Annotated in this window: 18 protein-coding genes; 16 read left to right on the top strand and 2 right to left on the bottom strand. The window is 59.9% G+C overall.

The genetic code is table 11. The features are described from left to right. Positions 1–2: 2 nt before the first annotated feature. From KFS80_RS01505 to KFS80_RS01470, 8 genes are all read left to right on the top strand, one after another. Positions 3–188 (top strand): Trm112 family protein, encoded by a 186-nt coding sequence (locus KFS80_RS01505; protein WP_003174668.1) that lies wholly within the window; start codon positions 3–5, stop codon positions 186–188. Further along, positions 185–949, top strand: a complete 765-nt coding sequence (gene kdsB / locus KFS80_RS01500; RefSeq protein WP_053122642.1) for a 3-deoxy-manno-octulosonate cytidylyltransferase — start codon at positions 185–187, stop codon at positions 947–949. The genes KFS80_RS01505 and kdsB overlap by 4 nt, the downstream gene beginning before the upstream one ends. After that, positions 949–1,413: a low molecular weight protein-tyrosine-phosphatase gene (locus KFS80_RS01495; protein WP_053122639.1), complete on the top strand. Its 465-nt coding sequence runs from the start codon at positions 949–951 to the stop codon at positions 1,411–1,413. The genes kdsB and KFS80_RS01495 overlap by 1 nt, the downstream gene beginning before the upstream one ends. Next, positions 1,410–2,429: a UDP-N-acetylmuramate dehydrogenase gene (gene murB, locus KFS80_RS01490; protein ID WP_053122636.1), complete on the top strand. Its 1,020-nt coding sequence runs from the start codon at positions 1,410–1,412 to the stop codon at positions 2,427–2,429. The genes KFS80_RS01495 and murB overlap by 4 nt, the downstream gene beginning before the upstream one ends. Before the next feature lie 312 nt (positions 2,430–2,741). Further along, positions 2,742–3,212: a (2Fe-2S)-binding protein gene (locus KFS80_RS01485; RefSeq protein WP_053122632.1), complete on the top strand. Its 471-nt coding sequence runs from the start codon at positions 2,742–2,744 to the stop codon at positions 3,210–3,212. After that, positions 3,209–5,530, top strand: coding sequence for a xanthine dehydrogenase family protein molybdopterin-binding subunit (locus KFS80_RS01480; protein ID WP_212543793.1), 2,322 nt, complete (start codon positions 3,209–3,211; stop codon positions 5,528–5,530). The genes KFS80_RS01485 and KFS80_RS01480 overlap by 4 nt, the downstream gene beginning before the upstream one ends. Beyond that, the gene (locus KFS80_RS01475) at positions 5,530–6,510 is read left to right on the top strand and encodes an XdhC family protein (protein ID WP_212543792.1); all 981 of its coding nucleotides are present in this window, start codon (positions 5,530–5,532) and stop codon (positions 6,508–6,510) included. The genes KFS80_RS01480 and KFS80_RS01475 overlap by 1 nt, the downstream gene beginning before the upstream one ends. Beyond that, positions 6,507–7,097: a nucleotidyltransferase family protein gene (locus KFS80_RS01470; RefSeq protein WP_212543791.1), complete on the top strand. Its 591-nt coding sequence runs from the start codon at positions 6,507–6,509 to the stop codon at positions 7,095–7,097. The genes KFS80_RS01475 and KFS80_RS01470 overlap by 4 nt, the downstream gene beginning before the upstream one ends. Positions 7,098–7,255: 158 nt before the next feature. Here KFS80_RS01470 and rne read toward each other — a convergent pair whose 3' ends face one another. Continuing rightward, on the bottom strand, positions 7,256–10,480 hold the full coding sequence (gene rne / locus KFS80_RS01465; RefSeq protein ID WP_212543790.1) for a ribonuclease E: 3,225 nt from the start codon (positions 10,478–10,480) through the stop codon (positions 7,256–7,258). A 697-nt stretch (positions 10,481–11,177) separates the two neighbouring features. Between rne and rluC the strand changes: the two genes are divergently transcribed. From rluC to sppA, 3 genes are read left to right on the top strand one after another with little or no spacing between them, the layout of a single operon-like run. After that, complete coding sequence (rluC, locus tag KFS80_RS01460; RefSeq protein WP_045123283.1) at positions 11,178–12,137, top strand: 23S rRNA pseudouridine(955/2504/2580) synthase RluC; 960 nt, start codon at positions 11,178–11,180, stop codon at positions 12,135–12,137. Further along, complete coding sequence (locus KFS80_RS01455) at positions 12,124–12,786, top strand: HAD-IA family hydrolase (RefSeq protein ID WP_053122618.1); 663 nt, start codon at positions 12,124–12,126, stop codon at positions 12,784–12,786. Before rluC ends, KFS80_RS01455 begins: the two co-directional genes overlap by 14 nt. Before the next feature lie 24 nt (positions 12,787–12,810). After that, on the top strand, positions 12,811–13,800 hold the full coding sequence (gene sppA, locus KFS80_RS01450) for a signal peptide peptidase SppA (protein ID WP_212543789.1): 990 nt from the start codon (positions 12,811–12,813) through the stop codon (positions 13,798–13,800). A gap of 95 nt (positions 13,801–13,895) precedes the next feature. Here sppA and KFS80_RS01445 read toward each other — a convergent pair whose 3' ends face one another. Next, the gene (locus tag KFS80_RS01445; RefSeq protein ID WP_212543788.1) at positions 13,896–14,474 is read right to left on the bottom strand and encodes a Maf family protein; all 579 of its coding nucleotides are present in this window, start codon (positions 14,472–14,474) and stop codon (positions 13,896–13,898) included. Between the two features lie 105 nt (positions 14,475–14,579). Here KFS80_RS01445 and KFS80_RS01440 point away from each other — a divergent pair, with 105 nt between their 5' ends. From KFS80_RS01440 to fabG, 5 genes are all read left to right on the top strand, one after another. Beyond that, positions 14,580–15,107, top strand: a complete 528-nt coding sequence (locus KFS80_RS01440; protein ID WP_008086273.1) for a YceD family protein — start codon at positions 14,580–14,582, stop codon at positions 15,105–15,107. 13 nt (positions 15,108–15,120) lie between these two features. Next, positions 15,121–15,303 carry a 50S ribosomal protein L32 gene (gene rpmF, locus KFS80_RS01435; protein WP_003179396.1) on the top strand — a complete coding sequence of 61 codons (183 nt, stop codon included), beginning with the start codon at positions 15,121–15,123 and terminating at the stop codon, positions 15,301–15,303. Between the two features lie 4 nt (positions 15,304–15,307). Further along, complete coding sequence (plsX, locus tag KFS80_RS01430) at positions 15,308–16,318, top strand: phosphate acyltransferase PlsX (RefSeq protein WP_082341469.1); 1,011 nt, start codon at positions 15,308–15,310, stop codon at positions 16,316–16,318. A 123-nt stretch (positions 16,319–16,441) separates the two neighbouring features. Next, entirely contained in the window at positions 16,442–17,380 is a 939-nt protein-coding gene (fabD, locus tag KFS80_RS01425) for an ACP S-malonyltransferase (protein WP_212543787.1), read from the top strand. A gap of 16 nt (positions 17,381–17,396) precedes the next feature. Then, positions 17,397–18,140, top strand: a complete 744-nt coding sequence (gene fabG, locus KFS80_RS01420) for a 3-oxoacyl-ACP reductase FabG (protein WP_007908254.1) — start codon at positions 17,397–17,399, stop codon at positions 18,138–18,140. Positions 18,141–18,149 lie beyond the last annotated feature (9 nt).

Genomic DNA, 18,149 nt, shown 5'->3' with positions numbered 1-18,149 from the left:
TCATGGACACCAAATTGCTCGACATCCTCGCGTGCCCGATCTGCAAAGGCCCGCTCAAGCTCAGCGCCGACAAGACCGAACTGATCAGCAAGGGTGCCGGCCTGGCGTACCCGATCCGCGACGGCATTCCGGTGATGCTCGAAAGCGAAGCCCGCACCCTGACCACCGACGAGCGTCTGGATAAATGACCACCGCGTTCACCGTTGTCATCCCGTCGCGTTACGCCTCGACCCGTCTGCCCGGCAAACCGCTGCTGGACATCGCCGGCAAGCCGATGATCCAGCACGTCTGGGAACAGGCGAGCAAAAGCAGCGCGAGCCGCGTGGTCGTCGCGACTGACGATCCGCGCATCGTCGAGGCCTGCAAAGGCTTTGGCGCCGAAGTGGTGCTGACCCGTGAAGATCACAATTCCGGCACTGATCGTCTAGCTGAAGTCGCAGCGAAACTGGGCCTTGAGCCCGATGCGATCGTGGTCAACGTGCAGGGCGACGAGCCGCTGATTCCGCCGAGCGTGATCGATCAGGTCGCTGCCAACCTGGCCGCACACACCGAAGCGCGCATGGCCACGCTGGCCGAGCCGATCGAAGACGTGGAAACCCTGTTCAATCCGAACGTGGTCAAGGTCGTCAGCGACATCAACGGTCTGGCGCTGACCTTCAGCCGCGCGACTTTGCCATGGGCACGCGATGCCTTCGCCAAAAGCCGCGAGCAACTGCCGGAAGGTGTGCCGTACCGTCGCCATATCGGCATTTATGCCTACCGCGCCGGGTTCCTTCAGGACTTCGTGAGCTGGGGCCCGTGCTGGCTGGAAAACACTGAATCCCTCGAGCAACTGCGTGCGCTGTGGCACGGCGTGCGTATTCATGTTGCTGACGCGTTGATCGCGCCGCCGACTGGTGTCGATACCGTCGAAGACCTCGAGCGCGTTCGTCGCCTGCTGGGGGCCTGATGCGCGTTCTGTTTGTGTGCCTGGGCAACATTTGCCGTTCGCCCACGGCTGAAGGCGTGTTACGCCACAAGTTGCGCGCCGCAGGGCTGGCGGATCAGGTTGAAGTGGCGTCCGCCGGCACCGGTGACTGGCACGTCGGCAATCCGCCGGACAAACGCAGTCAGGCCGCCGCCAAAGTGCGCGGTTATGACCTGTCGGCGCAACGCGCGCAGCAAGTCAGCCGCGCCGATTTCGCCAGTTACGACCTGATTCTGGCGATGGACAACAGCAACCTGCGCAACCTCAAGGCCCTGCAACCGTCCACCGGCCGCGCCGAACTGGATCTGTTTCTGCGCCGTTATGCCGGGCTCGTCGATGAAGTGCCGGATCCGTATTACGACGGCGATCAAGGGTTCGAGCAGGTGCTGGATCTGATTGAAGCGGCTTGTGACCAATTGTTGATCGAAGTGAAGGGCCGGTTATGAGTTTGCAGGTGCAACCGCAGGTTTCCCTGAAACCGTTCAACAGTTTTGGCGTCGACGTTCGCGCGCAACTGTTCGCCGAAGCCCATAGCGATGGCGATGTTCGTGAAGCGCTGGCCTATGCCGTTGCTCATGATGTGCCGCTGCTGGTGATCGGCGGTGGCAGCAATTTGCTGCTCACGGCAGATATTCCGGCGCTGGTGCTGCGCATGGCTACACGCGGGATTCGTGTGATCAGCGACGACGGCAACCGTGTAGTGATCGAGGCAGAAGCGGGCGAACCGTGGCATCCGTTCGTGCAGCACACGCTGGCGCTAGGATTTTCCGGACTGGAAAACCTCAGCCTGATTCCTGGCACCGTAGGTGCTGCGCCGATGCAGAACATTGGCGCTTACGGTGTCGAGATCAAGGATGTCTTTGCCGGGCTCACCGCGCTGGATCGCCAGACCGGCGAGCTGCGCGACTTCAGCCTCGAAGAGTGCAACTTTGCCTACCGCGACAGCCTGTTCAAACAGCAGCCGGGGCGTTGGTTGATTCTGCGCGTGCGTTTCAAACTGGATCGCGTCGCCCATCTGCATCTGGAATACGGCCCGGTGCGTCAGCGCCTGACCGAGCAGGGCATCGAACAACCGACGCCGACCGACGTCAGCCGCGCGATTTGCAGCATCCGCAGCGAAAAACTGCCGGATCCTGCGGTGCTCGGCAATGCCGGCAGTTTCTTCAAGAACCCGCTGGTGTCGGCGGCCATCGTCGCGCAGATCAAAGCGCAGCACCCGGATGTGGTGGCTTATGCGCAGCCGGACGGGCAGATGAAGCTGGCGGCGGGCTGGCTGATCGAACGCGCCGGTTGGAAAGGTTTCCGTGAAGCCGATGCCGGCGTGCACAAATTGCAGGCGCTGGTGCTGGTCAATTACGGCGCGGCGACCGGCCTGCAATTGCTCGATCTGGCGCAACGTATCCAGAAAGACATTGCCGAACGTTTCAATGTCGACCTGGAAATGGAGCCCAATCGGTATTGAAGCAGCTGCGAGCTTCAAGCTTCTAGCGGCAAGCTACAATCTTGAGCGTGAGCCAGCTACTGCTTTTACTTGCAGCTTGAAGCTAAAAACTCGCCACTGAAAAGCCCTGTCTCAGCAGGGCTTTTTCGTTAATGTTGGGTTAACTTAGCGAGCTAACGATAACCGTCATTTGCTCCACCAAAGGCCCGGTGCAGACGTTCGCGTCGACACAAGAGAGCCTCATTAGCCTGAGTCGATCTGCGTGAACCACCGCCGATGCAACGGCGGCAGATTGCTCGACCCCATAACCACCAAAAATATGCGGGCGTGCCCATGATTACCCTGAAACTCAATGGCCAGGATCATTCTCTCGACGTCACGGAGGACATGCCGCTGCTTTGGGCGATCCGCGACGTTGCCGGTTACAACGGCACCAAGTTCGGCTGCGGCATGGGCCTGTGTGGCGCGTGCACCATTCATATCGATGGTTTGCCGGCGCGCAGTTGCATCACGCCGATCGGCTCGGTGATCGGGCAGAACGTCACCACCATCGACAACCTGCATGCCGATCCGGTCGGGCAAGTCGTCCAGCAAGCCTGGCTCGATACGGCAGTCGCGCAGTGCGGTTTCTGTCAGGGCGGGCAAATCATGTCGGCCACCGCGTTGCTCAAAACCAATCCAAACCCGAGCGACGAGCAGATCGAAGAAGCCATGGTCGGCAACATCTGCCGCTGCGGCACTTATAACCGCATCAAAACCGCGATCCGCCAAGCCTCCACGCATTTGAAGGAGGCGAAAGCATGAGTCGCCTTCCGAATGATTTCGCCCTGAGCAATCTCAGTCGCCGCGGTTTCCTCAAAGGCGTCGGCGCGACGGGCGCGTTGGTGCTGGCCGCGAGTTGGGGTTGGCAAGATGCGCTGGCCGACGAGAAAGAAAAGAAATTCGGCGCTGATGGCATGCCCAACGGCTGGATCGATGACCCGAAAGTCTACGTGAGCATTGCCGCTGACGGCACGGTCACCGTGGTCTGCAACCGTTCGGAGATGGGGCAGGGCGTGCGCACCAGTCTGACCATGGTCGTCGCCGATGAACTGGACGCCGATTGGGCCAAGGTCAAAGTGCAGCAGGCGCCAGGCGATGAAGTGCGCTTCGGTAATCAGGACACCGACGGTTCGCGCAGCATGCGTCACTGGTACGAACCGATGCGGCGTTGCGGTGCTGCAGCGCGGACGATGCTTGAACAAGCGGCGGCCACGCAGTGGAAAGTGCCGGTCGGCGAATGCCACGCGCAGTTGCACAAAGTCATTCACAAACCGTCTGGCCGTGAGCTGGGTTATGGCGAACTGGCCGCTGCCGCGAGTGCGTTGGCGGTGCCAGCGCGTGACAGCCTGCGCCTCAAGCAACCGTCGGAATTTCGCTACATCGGCAAGGAAGGCACCAAAGCCATCGACGGTGCCGATATCGTCAACGGCCGCGCGGTGTACGGTGCCGACGTGCATTTCGACGGCATGGTTTACGCGACCATCGCCCGTCCGGCGGTGTGTGGCGGCAAGGTCAAATCGCTGGATGACAGCGCTGCACTGAAAGTCCCCGGAGTGCTTAAAGTGCTCCAGATTGAAGGTCGTCCACTGCCTTCTGAATTTCAGCCATTGGGTGGCGTGGCGGTGGTGGCCAGCAATACCTGGGCTGCAATCAAGGGCCGCGAAGCGCTGAAGATCGAGTGGGACGACGGCCCCAACGCCAGTTACGACTCGATCGCCTATCGCAAGGAACTCGAAGCCGCGTCGCTGAAACCCGGCAAAGTGGTGCGCAACACCGGCGATATCGACAAGGCGCTGAGCGGCGCTGCCAGCACACTCGAAGCTTCGTATTATTTGCCGCATCTGGCGCAGGCACCGATGGAGCCAATGGTCGCCATCGCCCGTTACAAGGACGGTGTCTGTGAAGCCTGGGCACCGAGTCAGGCGCCGCAAGTCACCCGCGAACGCATTGCCGAACGCCTCGGGCTGCCCTTCGACAACGTCACCTTCAATGTCACGCTGCTTGGCGGCGGTTTCGGGCGCAAGTCGAAACCGGACTTCGTCGTTGAAGCGGCGATTCTCGCCAAAGAATTTCCCGGCAAGGCCGTGCGAGTGCAGTGGACGCGTGAAGATGACATCCACAACTCGTACTTCCACACCGTGTCCGCCGAATATTTGAAAGCAAGCGTCGGCAAGGACGGCATGCCGTCCGGCTGGTTGCATCGCACCGTGGCACCGAGCATCACCGCGCTGTTCGCGCCGGGCATGAACCACGAAGCGGCGTTCGAGCTGGGCATGGGCTTCACCAACATGGCCTACGCCATTCCCAACGTACGTCTGGAAAACCCCGAAGCGACCGTGCACACGCGGGTCGGCTGGTATCGCTCGGTGTCGAACATTCCTCATGGTTTCGCCATCCAGAGTTTCGTCGATGAGCTGGCGCACAAGGCCGGTGAGGATCCGCTCAAGTACCAGATCAAACTGCTCGGCCCGGATCGGCAGATTGACCCGCGCACCTTGAGCGAAGAGTGGAATTACGGCGAATCCCCCGAGCGTTATCCGATCGATACCGGGCGCATGCGCACCGTGCTGGAAACCGCTGCCAAAGCCGCCGGTTGGGGGCGTAAATTACCCAAGGGCCGTGGCTTGGGGCTGGCGGTGCATTACAGCTTCGTCACCTATGTGGCGGCGGTGATCGAAGTCGAGGTTAAAGACGATGGCACGCTGATCGTGCACAAAGCTGACATCGCCGTGGATTGCGGGCCGCAGATCAACCCTGAGCGGATTCGCTCGCAGTTCGAAGGCGCCTGCGTGATGGGCCTCGGTAACGCGGTGCTGGGTGAAATCAGCTTCAAGGACGGCAAGGTTCAGCAGGACAACTTCCATATGTACGAAGTGGCGCGCATGTCGCTGGCGCCGAAGGAGGTCGCAGTGCATCTGGTGACGCCGCCGGGCGACGTGCCGTTGGGCGGTGTCGGCGAACCGGGTGTGCCGCCGATTGCGCCGGCACTGTGCAATGCGATTTTTGCTGCCACGGGCAAGCGCATTCGTAACTTGCCCGTGCGTTATCAACTGCAGGATTGGCAGAAGGCGGACGCCTGATGGACAGTGTCGACCTCAATGTTCTGCGCAGCGTGCTCGAATGGCGCCGCGCCGGGCAGCGGGTGGTGTTGTTTAGCGTCGTGCAAACCTGGGGCACCGCGCCTCGGGCGCCCGGTGCGATGCTCGCCCTGCGCGAGGATGGCGTGGTGATCGGTTCGGTGTCGGGCGGCTGCGTCGAGGATGACTTGATCGCCCGCCTGCACGATGGACGGATTGCCAGCGACGGGCCGCCGGTGCAACTGATCACCTACGGCGTGACCCGCGAAGAAGCGGCGCGGTTTGGCTTGCCTTGCGGCGGTACGCTGCGCCTGACCGAAGAGCGGGTTGGCGATCCGCAGTGGGTCGCCGAGCTGCTCGCGCGTTGTGAAGCCCACGAAATCGTCGCCCGCGAACTGAATATCGAAACCGGTGAAGTGGTTTTGACAGCGGCGAGCAAAACCGATGCTCTGGAGTTCGACGGCAAGCTTCTGCGCGCGATTTACGGCCCGCGCTGGCGCTTGCTGTTGATCGGTGCCGGGCAATTGTCACGCTACGTGGCGGACATGGCGCGACTGCTGGATTTCGAAGTGCTGATCTGCGATCCGCGCACTGAGTTCGTTTATGGCTGGGAAGAGCAGCACGGTCGCTTCGTTAAGGGTATGCCGGATGAGGCGGTGTTGAACATTCAGACCGATGAGCGCACAGCGATTGTCGCGTTGACCCACGATCCGCGTCTGGATGACATGGCCTTACTGACCGCGCTGGATTCGCCGGCCTTCTACGTCGGCGCACTCGGCTCGCGGGTCAATAGTTTGAAGCGCCGGGAGAATCTGGCTCAGCTAGGCTTGTCGGTAGAGGCGATTGCTCGATTGCATGGGCCGATCGGTCTGCACATCGGCAGTCGTTCGCCGGCGGAGATTGCCTTGTCTTTGCTCGCAGAGATTGTCGCGATCAAAAACGGCGTTGAGTTGAAGCAGAAGAAACCCGTGGAGGGCGCATGAGCCGAACCATTGGCGTGATTGTGTTGGCCGCAGGCGAGGGCAGTCGCTTTCGCAAAGTGGCGGGTGCGGACAAGGATAAGTTGCTCGCCGATTGCGCCGGTCGCGATGGCGCGGTGCGCTCGGTGATCGAGCAGGTGCTGGTGAATTTGCCGGCGAGCCTCGACAAGCGTGTACTGGTCACGACGGAAGAACGACCGCAAGCGATGCGTATGGCTCAGGCGTATGGCTGTGAAGTTGTGACGATTGGCACGACCGGCATGGGCGACAGCATTGCGGCGGGAATTGCGACGTGCCCGCAAGCGGATGGCTGGCTGATTGTGCTGGGGGATATGCCGTTTATCTTGCCCTCGAGTATTGAGCGGGTTGTTGCGGCGATGGCTGATGATGCGGTGAGCGTGCCGGTGCAGGACGGTGAGTTTGGGCATCCGGTGGGATTTGGCCGGTCGTTTGGTGCGGGGTTGCTGGCGTTGAGCGGTGATCGCGGGGCCCGTCCTTTATTCAAGCAGGGCAGGGTGGTTGAGGTGGCGGTGGATGATCCCGGGGTGTTGTGGGATATCGATGTGCCAGAGGCTTTGGTTTTTAAATAACAGCAAGATCAAAAGATCGCAGCCTTCGGCAGCTCCTACAAGGGAACGCATTTCAAATTGTTGGAGCTGCCGAAGGCTGCGATCTCTTGATCTTTAAATGGCATAAAAAAAGCCCCGCCAGGCTTTCACCGGGCGGGGCTTTTTTACAGCTTCAGGAATCAGACGAGAGGTTTAGGCTCGTGTTCTTTTTCCTGGGCTTCTTCGTGATGCTCTGCTGCGTCTTGAACGGAGCGAGGCGCTTCAGCGATGACTGCTTCAACAACCGCTTGTTCAGCGACGACTTCTGCAACCGGAGCAGCAGCGGCAGCCTGTTCGGCTTCCTTCTGCAGGCGCTCTTCTTCACGCTTGCGACGACGCACTTCACGAGGATCGTTCGGTGCGCGACCGTTTGCAGCCAGAGCGCTGACCGGAGCCACTTCAGCCACCGGAGCAGGAGCTTCGACAACTACCGGCGCTTCGACGACTGCAGCTGGTTCAGCAACAACCACTGGCTCGGCAGCTTTGGTCTCTTCAACCACTGGAGCTTCGGCAACAGGCGCTTCGTACGCTGGTGCTTCGAACACTGGCGTCTCAACAACCGGCGCTTCAACCACTGGCGCTGGCGTTTCAGCGACAACCGGCTCGGCGACCCAGTTGAAAGCGGTCTGCTCTTCGCGAACTTCACGCACGGTTTCGGTCACGGTTTCAGCGACGGTTTCAACCACCGGCTCAGCAACCACGACTGGCGCCGGCTCTACCTGAGGCAGTGTTTCCTGAACAGGAGCCACTTCGACTTCCGGAGCAGCATCCACTTCTACTGGAGTGGTCGCTTCAACAACCGGCGCTTCCACTGGAGCGTTTTCCTGAACAGCAGCGGTGGCGCGTTCGGCTTGCTCAAAGGCTTGGGCTTCGGCCGGAGCGCTGATCACGGTGCTGGCAACGGCTGCGGTAACAGCCAGGCCGGCGGCCAGATCGGCAGTGCTTGGCTCTTCAGCGTTTTCGCCGGCTTCGGATTCTTCCGAACCTTCGATCACGTTGCCGTTGGCATCACGCTGACGCTCACGACGGTTGCTGCGACGACGCTGACCGCGCGAACGACGACGTGGGCGATCGCCTTCGGCGCTCTCCGAACCGTCTTCCGGCAGTTGCTCTTCGTTGGTGTTCACTTCTTCTTCAGCGACGGCAGCAGCGGCCTGTTCGGCGCGCGGTTGACGCTCTTCACGCGGCGGACGCGGTGCGCGCTCTTCGCGTGGCTGACGAACCGGACGCTCTTCAGCAGCCACCTCGGTGGTCACGGCAGGAGCGGCGTCGAGTGGCTCGCGCAGTTCACGTACACGTTCTTCACGCTCGCCACGTGGCTTGCGATCTTCACGCGGAGCGCGCGGTGCACGTTCTTCACGCGGCGCACGTGGCGCACGTTCTTCACGGGCGGCTGGCGCTGCTTCGGTACGGGCTTCACGCGGCTCGCGAACTTCACGGGCTTCACGAGGTTGACGCTCTTCACGCGGCTCGCGTGGGGCGCGTTCTTCACGCGGTGCACGCTCTTCGCGCGGTTTGCGTTCTTCATCGCGGCGACCATTACGGTTGCGGCTCTGTTGACGACCGTTGCGACGCTCTTCGTTACGGGCTGGACGCTCGGCAGCCGGTTTTTCAACCACGGCCGGAGCAACTGGCTCTTCTTTGGTAGCGAACAGGCTGACCAGCGACTTCACCAGACCTTTGAACAGGCTTGGTTCTGGCGCGGCAGCCGGAGCCGGCGCAGCAGCAGCAGGTGCGGCCACTTCGGTCGGCACCGGAGCGTTGGCGCGAGCCGGTGCAGTTTTGACCGCGGCTTCCTGGCGAACCAGGGTGCGGGTCGCGGCGGCTGGCTGAACTTCTTCAACTTCAGCAGCGGCGGCAGCGATTTCGTAGCTGGACTGGTTGGTCGCGGCTTCCGGGCTGTCGTCACGCAGGCGCTGAACTTCGAAGTGCGGCGTTTCGAGGTGATCGTTCGGCAGAATGACGATGCGAGCACGGGTGCGCAGTTCGATCTTGGTAATCGAGTTGCGTTTTTCGTTGAGCAGGAACGCGGCCACCGGGATCGGCACTTGTGCGCGAACTTCGGCGGTGCGGTCTTTCAGGGCTTCTTCTTCGATCAGGCGCAGGATCGCCAGCGACAGCGATTCAACGTCACGAATGATGCCGGTGCCGTTGCAACGCGGGCAAACGATGCCGCTGCTTTCGCCCAGCGATGGACGCAGGCGCTGACGCGACATTTCCAGCAGGCCGAAGCGCGAGATGCGGCCGATCTGCACGCGAGCGCGGTCGGCTTCCAGGCATTCGCGGACTTTCTCTTCCACGGCGCGCTGGTTCTTGGCAGGGGTCATGTCGATGAAGTCGATGACGATCAGGCCGCCGATGTCGCGCAGGCGCAACTGACGGGCGATTTCTTCGGCGGCTTCAAGGTTGGTTTGCAGAGCGGTTTCTTCGATGTCGCTGCCTTTGGTGGCGCGCGCGGAGTTGATGTCGATGGACACCAGGGCTTCGGTCGGATCGATAACGATGGAGCCGCCGGAAGGCAGTTCAACGACGCGCTGGAAAGCGGTCTCGATCTGGCTTTCGATCTGGAAACGGTTGAACAGCGGCACGCTGTCTTCGTACAGCTTGATCTTGCTGGCGTACTGCGGCATCACCTGGCGGATGAAGGTGAGGGCTTCGTCCTGGGCTTCAACGCTGTCGATCAGCACTTCGCCGATGTCCTGGCGCAGGTAATCGCGGATGGCCCGGATGATCACGTTGCTTTCCTGATAGATCAGGAATGGCGCGGAGCGATCCAGCGAGGCTTCTTTAATAGCCGTCCACAGTTGCAGCAGGTAATCGAGGTCCCACTGCATTTCTTCGCTGCTGCGGCCAAGGCCGGCAGTGCGCACGATCAGACCCATGTCGGCCGGTGCAACCAGACCGTTCAGCGCTTCACGCAGTTCGTTGCGCTCTTCGCCTTCGATGCGACGGGAGATACCGCCGGCACGCGGGTTGTTCGGCATCAGCACGAGGTAACGACCGGCCAGGCTGATGAAGGTGGTCAGGGCTGCGCCCTTGTTGCCACGTTCTTCTTTTTCGACCTGAACGATGACTTCCTGGCCTTCGCTCAGGACGTCCTTGATGTTGACGCGGCCTTCGGGGGCTTTCTTGAAGTATTCGCGGGAGATTTCTTTGAGGGGCAGGAAGCCATGGCGCTCAGAGCCAAAATCGACAAAGGCAGCCTCAAGGCTTGGTTCGATGCGAGTGATACGGCCTTTATAAATGTTGGCCTTCTTCTGCTCGCGTGCACCGGATTCGATGTCCAGGTCGTAGAGGCGTTGGCCATCTACCAGTGCAACACGCAACTCTTCGGGTTGAGTTGCGTTAATCAGCATTCTTTTCATGTAGTACCGTCGGTTTCCGGGCTGCCGGAAACGGCGTTCGGCACACACGACTTCTCACGGTCGGTGTCAGGTGCGTCGGGAGTGGTTGGCCATTCCCGTGTCCAGCGATATGCGGCCAATTGGGCCGATATAGCGACGTACGCGTCCTGCTTGCTGTGGCTACTTAAGCACTCAGTCAGGAGGAGGAATCAACCGTGGCTGTGGACGAGATGAAGCGTCTTGATAAAGCCTATTGCTACACAGTCCAGCGGTTGTGCATCTCCACCCTACACGTATCCCTGATAATTCGGGTGCTGCCGCGCGCAGAATCCGCAGCGGGTTGGCATTTACCGTGAGCTCCGAAAGGGGAGGTCACGCATCATGGCTAATCAGGCGGTGTTTCCGAAGCTTTCGCTCGGGGTCATCTGCGGTTGACTGCACTTTGTGAACTGGCCGTGAATATCTGCCTGTCAGGCGAGTAAAAACTCTGCTCGACGGTGTAATTCAGGCCTCATGTCACCTGCGCTTGTTACAACTGCAAACTCCACCGTTACGTAGCAAAAGCCCCGTAGGACGGCCTCGCGTCCTGGTGAATTGCGATGGTCAGGGCCGGTTTTTGACCGTGGTGCCGCTGTCCAGGCCGCTTTTGGCGGCGTTCGCGACTATAGCAGCAATGATTAAGTGCTTCAATTCCATAAAAATTGTTATCATCCGCGGCATGACAACTACTGCCCCTTCGACTCCAGGCGTTCAATTGCTTGAAGTCTCGCCGGAGTATGCCGGCCAACGAATCGACAATTTCCTTCTCGCCCGGCTCAAAGGCGTGCCCAAGACCTTGATTTACCGCATTTTGCGCAAAGGCGAAGTGCGCGTGAACAAGGGTCGAATCAAGCCCGAATACAAGCTGCAGGCCGGCGATATCGTGCGCGTGCCGCCCGTTCGCGTGCCTGAGCGCGACGAACCGGTGCCATTGGCCCAGGGTCTGTTGCAGCGCCTGGAAGCCTCGATTGTCTTCGAAGACAAAGCCCTGATCGTGATCAACAAGCCCGCGGGCATTGCGGTTCACGGCGGTAGTGGCTTGAATTTCGGTGTGATCGAAGCCTTTCGTCAGTTGCGCCCGGATACCAAAGAGCTGGAGCTGGTTCACCGTCTCGACCGTGACACCTCCGGCCTGCTGATGATCGCCAAAAAGCGCAGCATGTTGCGTCACCTCCACGAGCAATTGCGTGGTGATGGCGTCGACAAGCGCTACATGGCGCTGGTGCGTGGCAACTGGGCGACCTCGATCAAGAAAGTCAGCGCGCCATTGCTCAAGAGCAACCTGCGTTCCGGCGAGCGCATGGTCGAAGTCAACGAAGAAGGCAAAGAAGCCCTGACGATGTTCAAGGTGCTGCGCCGCTTCGGTGATTTCGCCACCATGGTCGAAGCCAAACCGGTTACCGGTCGCACCCACCAGATTCGCGTGCACACCTTGCATGCTGGCCATTGCATTGCTGGCGACAGCAAGTATGGCGATGAAGATTTCACCAAGGAAATCCGTGATCTGGGCGGCAAGCGTCTGTTTCTGCACGCTTACATGCTGACCGTGCCGCTGCCGGATGGCGGCAAGCTGACCTTGCAGGCGCCGGTCGACGAAATGTGGGCCAAGACCGTGGAGCGATTGAGTGCGCCCATCTGATTACAAGCTGCTGATTTTTGATTGGGACGGCACGCTGGCCGATTCCATCCATCGGATCGTCGAGGCGATGCACTCGGCATCCGGGCGTTCCGGTTTCGAGTTGCGCGATGATTTCGCCGTCAAAGGCATCATCGGCCTGGGCCTGCCTGAGGCGATCCGCACCTTGTATCCCGAGATCAGCGACGCCGAAATGACCTTGTTTCGCGAGTATTACGCTGATCACTACATCGCCGCCGAAGCCGTGCCTTCGCCGTTGTTCGAAGGGGTCGTCGAGTCGATGGCGTCGTTCCGCGAGCAGGGTTATCACCTGGCTGTGGCCACCGGCAAGAATCGCCGGGGTCTGGATCGAGTGCTCAAGGCCAATGGCTGGGAAGATTATTTCGATATCACCCGCGCTGCCGATGAAACTGCGAGCAAGCCGCACCCTCTGATGCTGGAGCAGATCCTTGCTCATTGCGGCGTGCGCGCCGAACAGGCGCTGATGGTTGGCGATTCGTCCTTCGATCTGCTGATGGCGCGTAACGCGGGGATGGATTCGGTGGCGGTCAGTTATGGCGCGCAATCGATCGAATCGCTGCAGCAGTTCGAGCCGCGCCTGTCGATCGACCGTTTTTCCGAATTGCATGCCTGGCTGGCGCAGCAGGCTTAATACGTTTTTGCTGGGGTGGATGGCATGACCGACGAATGGAAAGCACCAGCCAAGGCAGATGCCGACGGCGGTGACGAGAAAAGCTGGAAGCTGCTGGAGAAGACTCTCCTGGCCGGCGTGCAAGAGCAGCGCCGTTCGCGGCGCTGGGGGATCTTCTTCAAGCTGCTGACGTTTGTTTATCTGTTTATTGCGCTGATCCTGTTCACGCCGCTGATGGACATGGAAAAAAGCGCCACCCGTAGCGATAACTACACCGCGTTGATCGATGTCACCGGGGTGATCGCCGATAAGGAGCCGGCCAGCGCCGATAATATTGTCGGCAGTCTGCGCGCAGCGTTTGAGGACAAGAAGGTCAAAGGTGTCGTCCTGCGTATCAACAGCCCGGGCGGCAGTCCGGTGCAGTCAGGTTATGTGTATGACGAGATCAAGCGCCTGCGCGGCCTGCACCAGGATATCAAGGTGTATGCCGTGATTTCCGACCTGGGTGCCTCCGGTGCTTATTACATCGCCAGCGCGGCGGATCAGATTTATGCCGACAAGGCGAGTCTGGTCGGTTCGATCGGGGTGACGGCGGCCGGTTACGGTTTTGTCGGCACCATGGAGAAGCTTGGCGTTGAGCGTCGCACGTACACCTCGGGCGAGCACAAGTCGTTCCTCGATCCGTTCCAGCCGCAGAAGCCGGATGAAACGGCGTTCTGGCAGACGGTGCTGGATACCACGCACAAACAGTTCATCAATAGCGTCAAGCAGGGTCGTGGTGATCGTCTGAAGGACAAAGAGCATCCGGAGCTGTTCTCCGGGCTGGTCTGGTCGGGCGAGCAGGCGCTGCCGTTAGGTTTGATCGATGGGCTGGGCAATGCCAGCTCGGTTGCGCGTGACGTGATTGGCGAGAAAGAACTGGTGGATTTCACCGTTCAGGAATCGCCGTTTGATCGCTTCTCGAAAAAGCTTGGCGCCAGCGTGGCTGAGCAGTTGGCGATGTGGATGGGTTTCCACGGGCCTTCGTTGCGTTAATTCGTTGTAAAGATCAAAAGATCGCAGCCTGCGGCAGCTCCTACAGGGTTTTACATTCCCTTGTAGGAGCTGCCGAAGGCTGCGATCTTTTGTTTTTAAGGAATCTGCACACCCTCAGCCAATAACATGTCAATCAGCCGAATCAATGGCAGGCCGATCAGGCTGGTCGCGTCCGGCCCTTCAGTAGACTGAAACAAGCTCACCCCCAACCCTTCGGCCTTGAAGCTGCCAGCGCAGTCATAAGGCTGCTCGATACGCAGATAGCGCTCAATGCGCGCCTGATCGAGCTGGCGCATGTGTACGGTAAACGGCACGCAGTCGACTTGGCATTCACCGGTCTGGCTGTTGAGCAGTGCCAGGCCGGTCAGGAAGGTCACACTGGCGCCGCTGGCGGCCATCAGTTGCTCGCGGGCCTTCTCGAAGGTGTGCGGCTTGCCGATGATCTGCTCGCCGAGCACGGCAACCTGGTCAGAGCCGATGATCAAGTGCGCAGGATGACTGTCGGCCAGTGCCCGGGCTTTTTGTTCGGCGAGGCGTTTGACCAGTTCGATGGCTGGCTCGCCCGGACGATGACTTTCATCGATATCCGGCGAGGAGCAGACGAACGGCACGTGCAGTCTGGCGAGCAATTCGCGACGATATGTCGAGCTTGAAGCGAGTAATAAAGGCAGCATTCGTGTCTCCTGAGGCAGGTGCGAATTCTAGCGGAGGCGTGCAAGTGACGGACAGGGAACAATTTCCTTTGACATGGGTGGGTGCATCCCTATAATGCTGCGCCTATGTTGAATGACCCGATTCCACCTCACGTTGACCCGCGCAAATTGGCTGATCGTGGCACCACCCTTCAAGGTGAATTGCTGCTAGCCGATTTGAAGAGACTCTGCGACCCGCTTTCCGACGATGTCGGTACGGTGCAGGCGAAATTCGTTTTTGAACGAGATGAACGTAAATCTGTGGTGATCCACAGCTTTATCGACACCGAGGTCAAAATGGTTTGCCAGCGTTGTCTTGAGCTGGTCACCCTGCCGATCCACAGCGAATGCAGTTATGCTGTGGTGAAAGAGGGTGCGAATACCCAGTCGTTGCCGAAAGGTTATGACGTGCTGGAACTGGGCGAAGATCCATTGGATCTGCAGTCACTGATCGAGGAGGAGCTTCTGCTCGCCTTGCCCATTGTGCCTGCTCATCATCCGGAAGAATGCCAGCAGCCGGCGGGTCTCGATGAGCCCGAACCGAGCGAGGACGAGTCAACGCGGTCCAACCCGTTCAGTGTATTGGCGCAGTTAAAGCGTGACCCAAACGTTTAGGAGTTAATCAATTATGGCTGTTCAGCAGAACAAAAAATCCCGCTCTGCCCGTGACATGCGCCGTTCGCACGACGCTCTCGAGGCTAGCACCCTGTCTGTAGAAAAAACCACTGGTGAAGTTCACCTGCGTCACCACGTATCGCCAGAAGGCGTATACCGTGGCCGTAAAGTGATCGACAAGGGCGCTGACGAGTAATCACTTGTCCGCTCAAGTCATCGCGATTGACGCAATGGGCGGGGACTTCGGTCCCCGCAGCATTGTTCAGGCCAGCCTTGCTTGCCTTTCTGCTACGCCCTCGCTGCACCTGACCCTCGTCGGTCAACCCTCCCTTCTTGAAGAATTGATCCACGGCCAATCGGCTGCCGATCGCGCGCGCCTGACGATTGTGGGTGCCAGCGAAGTCATCACCATGGACGAAAAACCGACTCAAGCCTTGCGTGGCAAGCCGGACTCGTCGATGCGTGTCGCCCTGGAGCTGGTGCGTGATGGCAAGGCGCAAGCCTGTGTCAGTGCCGGCAATACCGGTGCGTTGATGGCGCTGTCGCGATTTGTGCTGAAGACCTTGCCGGGTATTGATCGCCCGGCGATGGTGGCGGCGATTCCGACGCAGAAGGGTTTTTGCCAGTTGCTCGATCTGGGTGCCAATGTCGATTGCAGTGCCGAGCATCTGCTGCAATTTGCGGTAATGGGTTCGGTGGCGGCGCAGACGCTGGGGATTAATCGTCCGCGTGTGGCGCTGCTGAATATCGGCACTGAAGACATCAAGGGTAACCAGCAGGTCAAGCTGGCGGCAACGTTGTTGCAGGCTGCTCGTGGCATCAACTACATCGGCTTCATCGAAGGCGATGGGTTGTATCGCGGCGAGGCGGATGTGGTGGTGTGCGACGGTTTCGTCGGCAATATTCTGCTCAAATCCAGCGAAGGCCTGGCGACGATGATTGCTGCGCGCATCGAGGCGCTGTTCAAAAAGAATCTGGCGTCCCGTGCAGTCGGTGCGTTGGCGTTGCCATTGATGAAGCGTTTGCAGGCGGATCTGGCGCCGGCGCGACACAATGGCGCAAGCTTTCTCGGCTTGCAGGGCATCGTCGTGAAAAGTCACGGTTCGGCCGGTGTTCAGGGCTTCCAGAGTGCGATCCAGCGTGCGCTGATCGAGATTCAAGAGAACTTGCCCGAACGTCTCCACGGTCGTCTGGAGGATTTGTTGTCTTAGGCGTTTTCGTCGGACAATGCTTAAATGTGACCGCCCGGTTCAAAGGGCCATCCAACTGTCAGTTTCTTGCGTCCCCAAGCGGGGCGTCATTTTCCGACGACAAGATCATTAGGGGCTTGTTACATGTCTGCTTCCCTCGCATTCGTCTTTCCAGGACAGGGTTCGCAGTCCCTCGGCATGCTGGCCGAGCTGGGCGCGCAATACCCGCTGATCCTCGAAACATTCCAAGAAGCCTCCGCTGCTCTGGGCTATGACCTGTGGGCACTGACCCAGCAGGGCCCGGAAGAGCTGCTCAATCAAACCGATAAAACCCAACCGGCCATTCTGACCGCTTCGATCGCCCTGTGGCGTCTGTGGCTGGCAGAAGGTGGCGCGCGCCCGGCCTTTGTTGCCGGTCACAGCCTGGGCGAATACAGCGCGCTGGTTGCTGCTGGCAGCCTGACGCTGGCTGACGCGGTCAAGCTCGTTGAGCGCCGTGGTCAACTGATGCAGGAAGCGGTTCCGGCCGGGCAGGGTGGCATGGCCGCCATCCTCGGTCTGGAGGACGCTGACGTGCTGGCAGCCTGCGCCGAAGCTGCGCAAGGTGAAGTGGTCAGCGCCGTCAACTTCAACTCGCCTGGCCAAGTCGTTATCGCCGGTGCCAAGGCTGCCGTTGAGCGCGCCATCGAAGGCTGCAAGGCCCGTGGTGCCAAGCGCGCGATGCCGCTGCCGGTAAGCGTGCCGTCGCACTGCGAATTGATGCGTCCGGCCGCCGAGCGCTTTGCCGAATCCATCGCCGCTATTAACTGGCAGGCGCCGCAGATTCCGGTGGTACAGAACGTCAGCGCGCAAGTGCCGGCTGATCTGGAAACCCTCAAGCGTGATCTGCTCGAACAACTCTACAAGCCAGTCCGCTGGGTTGAATCGGTACAGACGCTGGCAGCCAAGGGCGCGACCAATCTGGTCGAATGCGGCCCGGGCAAAGTCCTCGCCGGTCTGAACAAACGTTGCGCTGAAGGCGTGGCGACTTCCAACCTCAATACCCCAGACGCTTTCGCTGCCGCTCGCGCAGCGCAAGCCTGAATCAGGAGAAACTTGCATGAGTCTGCAAGGTAAAGTTGCACTGGTCACCGGCGCAAGCCGTGGCATCGGCCAGGCCATCGCGCTGGAACTGGGTCGTCAGGGCGCCATCGTTATTGGCACCGCGACCTCGGCTTCGGGTGCTGAGCGCATTGCTGCAACCCTGAAGGAAAACGGTATTCAGGGCACTGGCCTTGAGCTGAACGTGACCAGCGATGAATCGGTCAGCGCTGTGCTGGCGAGCATTCAGGAGCAGTTCGGTGCACCAGTGGCGATCCTGGTCAATAATGCCGGCATCACCCGCGATAACCTGATGATGCGCATGAAAGACGATGAGTGGTACGACGTGATCGATACCAACCTGAACAGTCTATTCCGCCTGTCCAAGGGCGTTCTGCGCGGCATGACCAAGGCGCGCTGGGGTCGAATTATCAGTATTGGCTCGGTAGTGGGTGCCATGGGCAACGCTGGCCAAGTAAACTATGCAGCCGCCAAGGCCGGTCTGGAAGGTTTCAGCCGTGCCATGGCGCGTGAAGTCGGTTCGCGTTCGATTACGGTCAACTCGGTAACCCCAGGGTTTATCGACACCGATATGACCCGCGAACTGCCTGAAGCACAGCGTGAAGCCTTGCAGACGCAGATTCCGCTGGGTCGTCTGGGACAAGCTCAAGAGATCGCGTCTGTGGTCGCTTTTCTTGCATCCGACGGTGCGGCATACGTCACTGGGGCTACAATCCCGGTGAACGGTGGGATGTACATGTAAGTAAAATGT

Source organism: Pseudomonas rustica, from assembly GCF_018336155.1.
Classification (GTDB): Bacteria; Pseudomonadota; Gammaproteobacteria; order Pseudomonadales; family Pseudomonadaceae; genus Aquipseudomonas; species Aquipseudomonas rustica.
The sequence above is the reverse complement of the archived record's forward strand: the minus strand, read 5'-3'. Positions and strand labels throughout refer to the sequence as shown.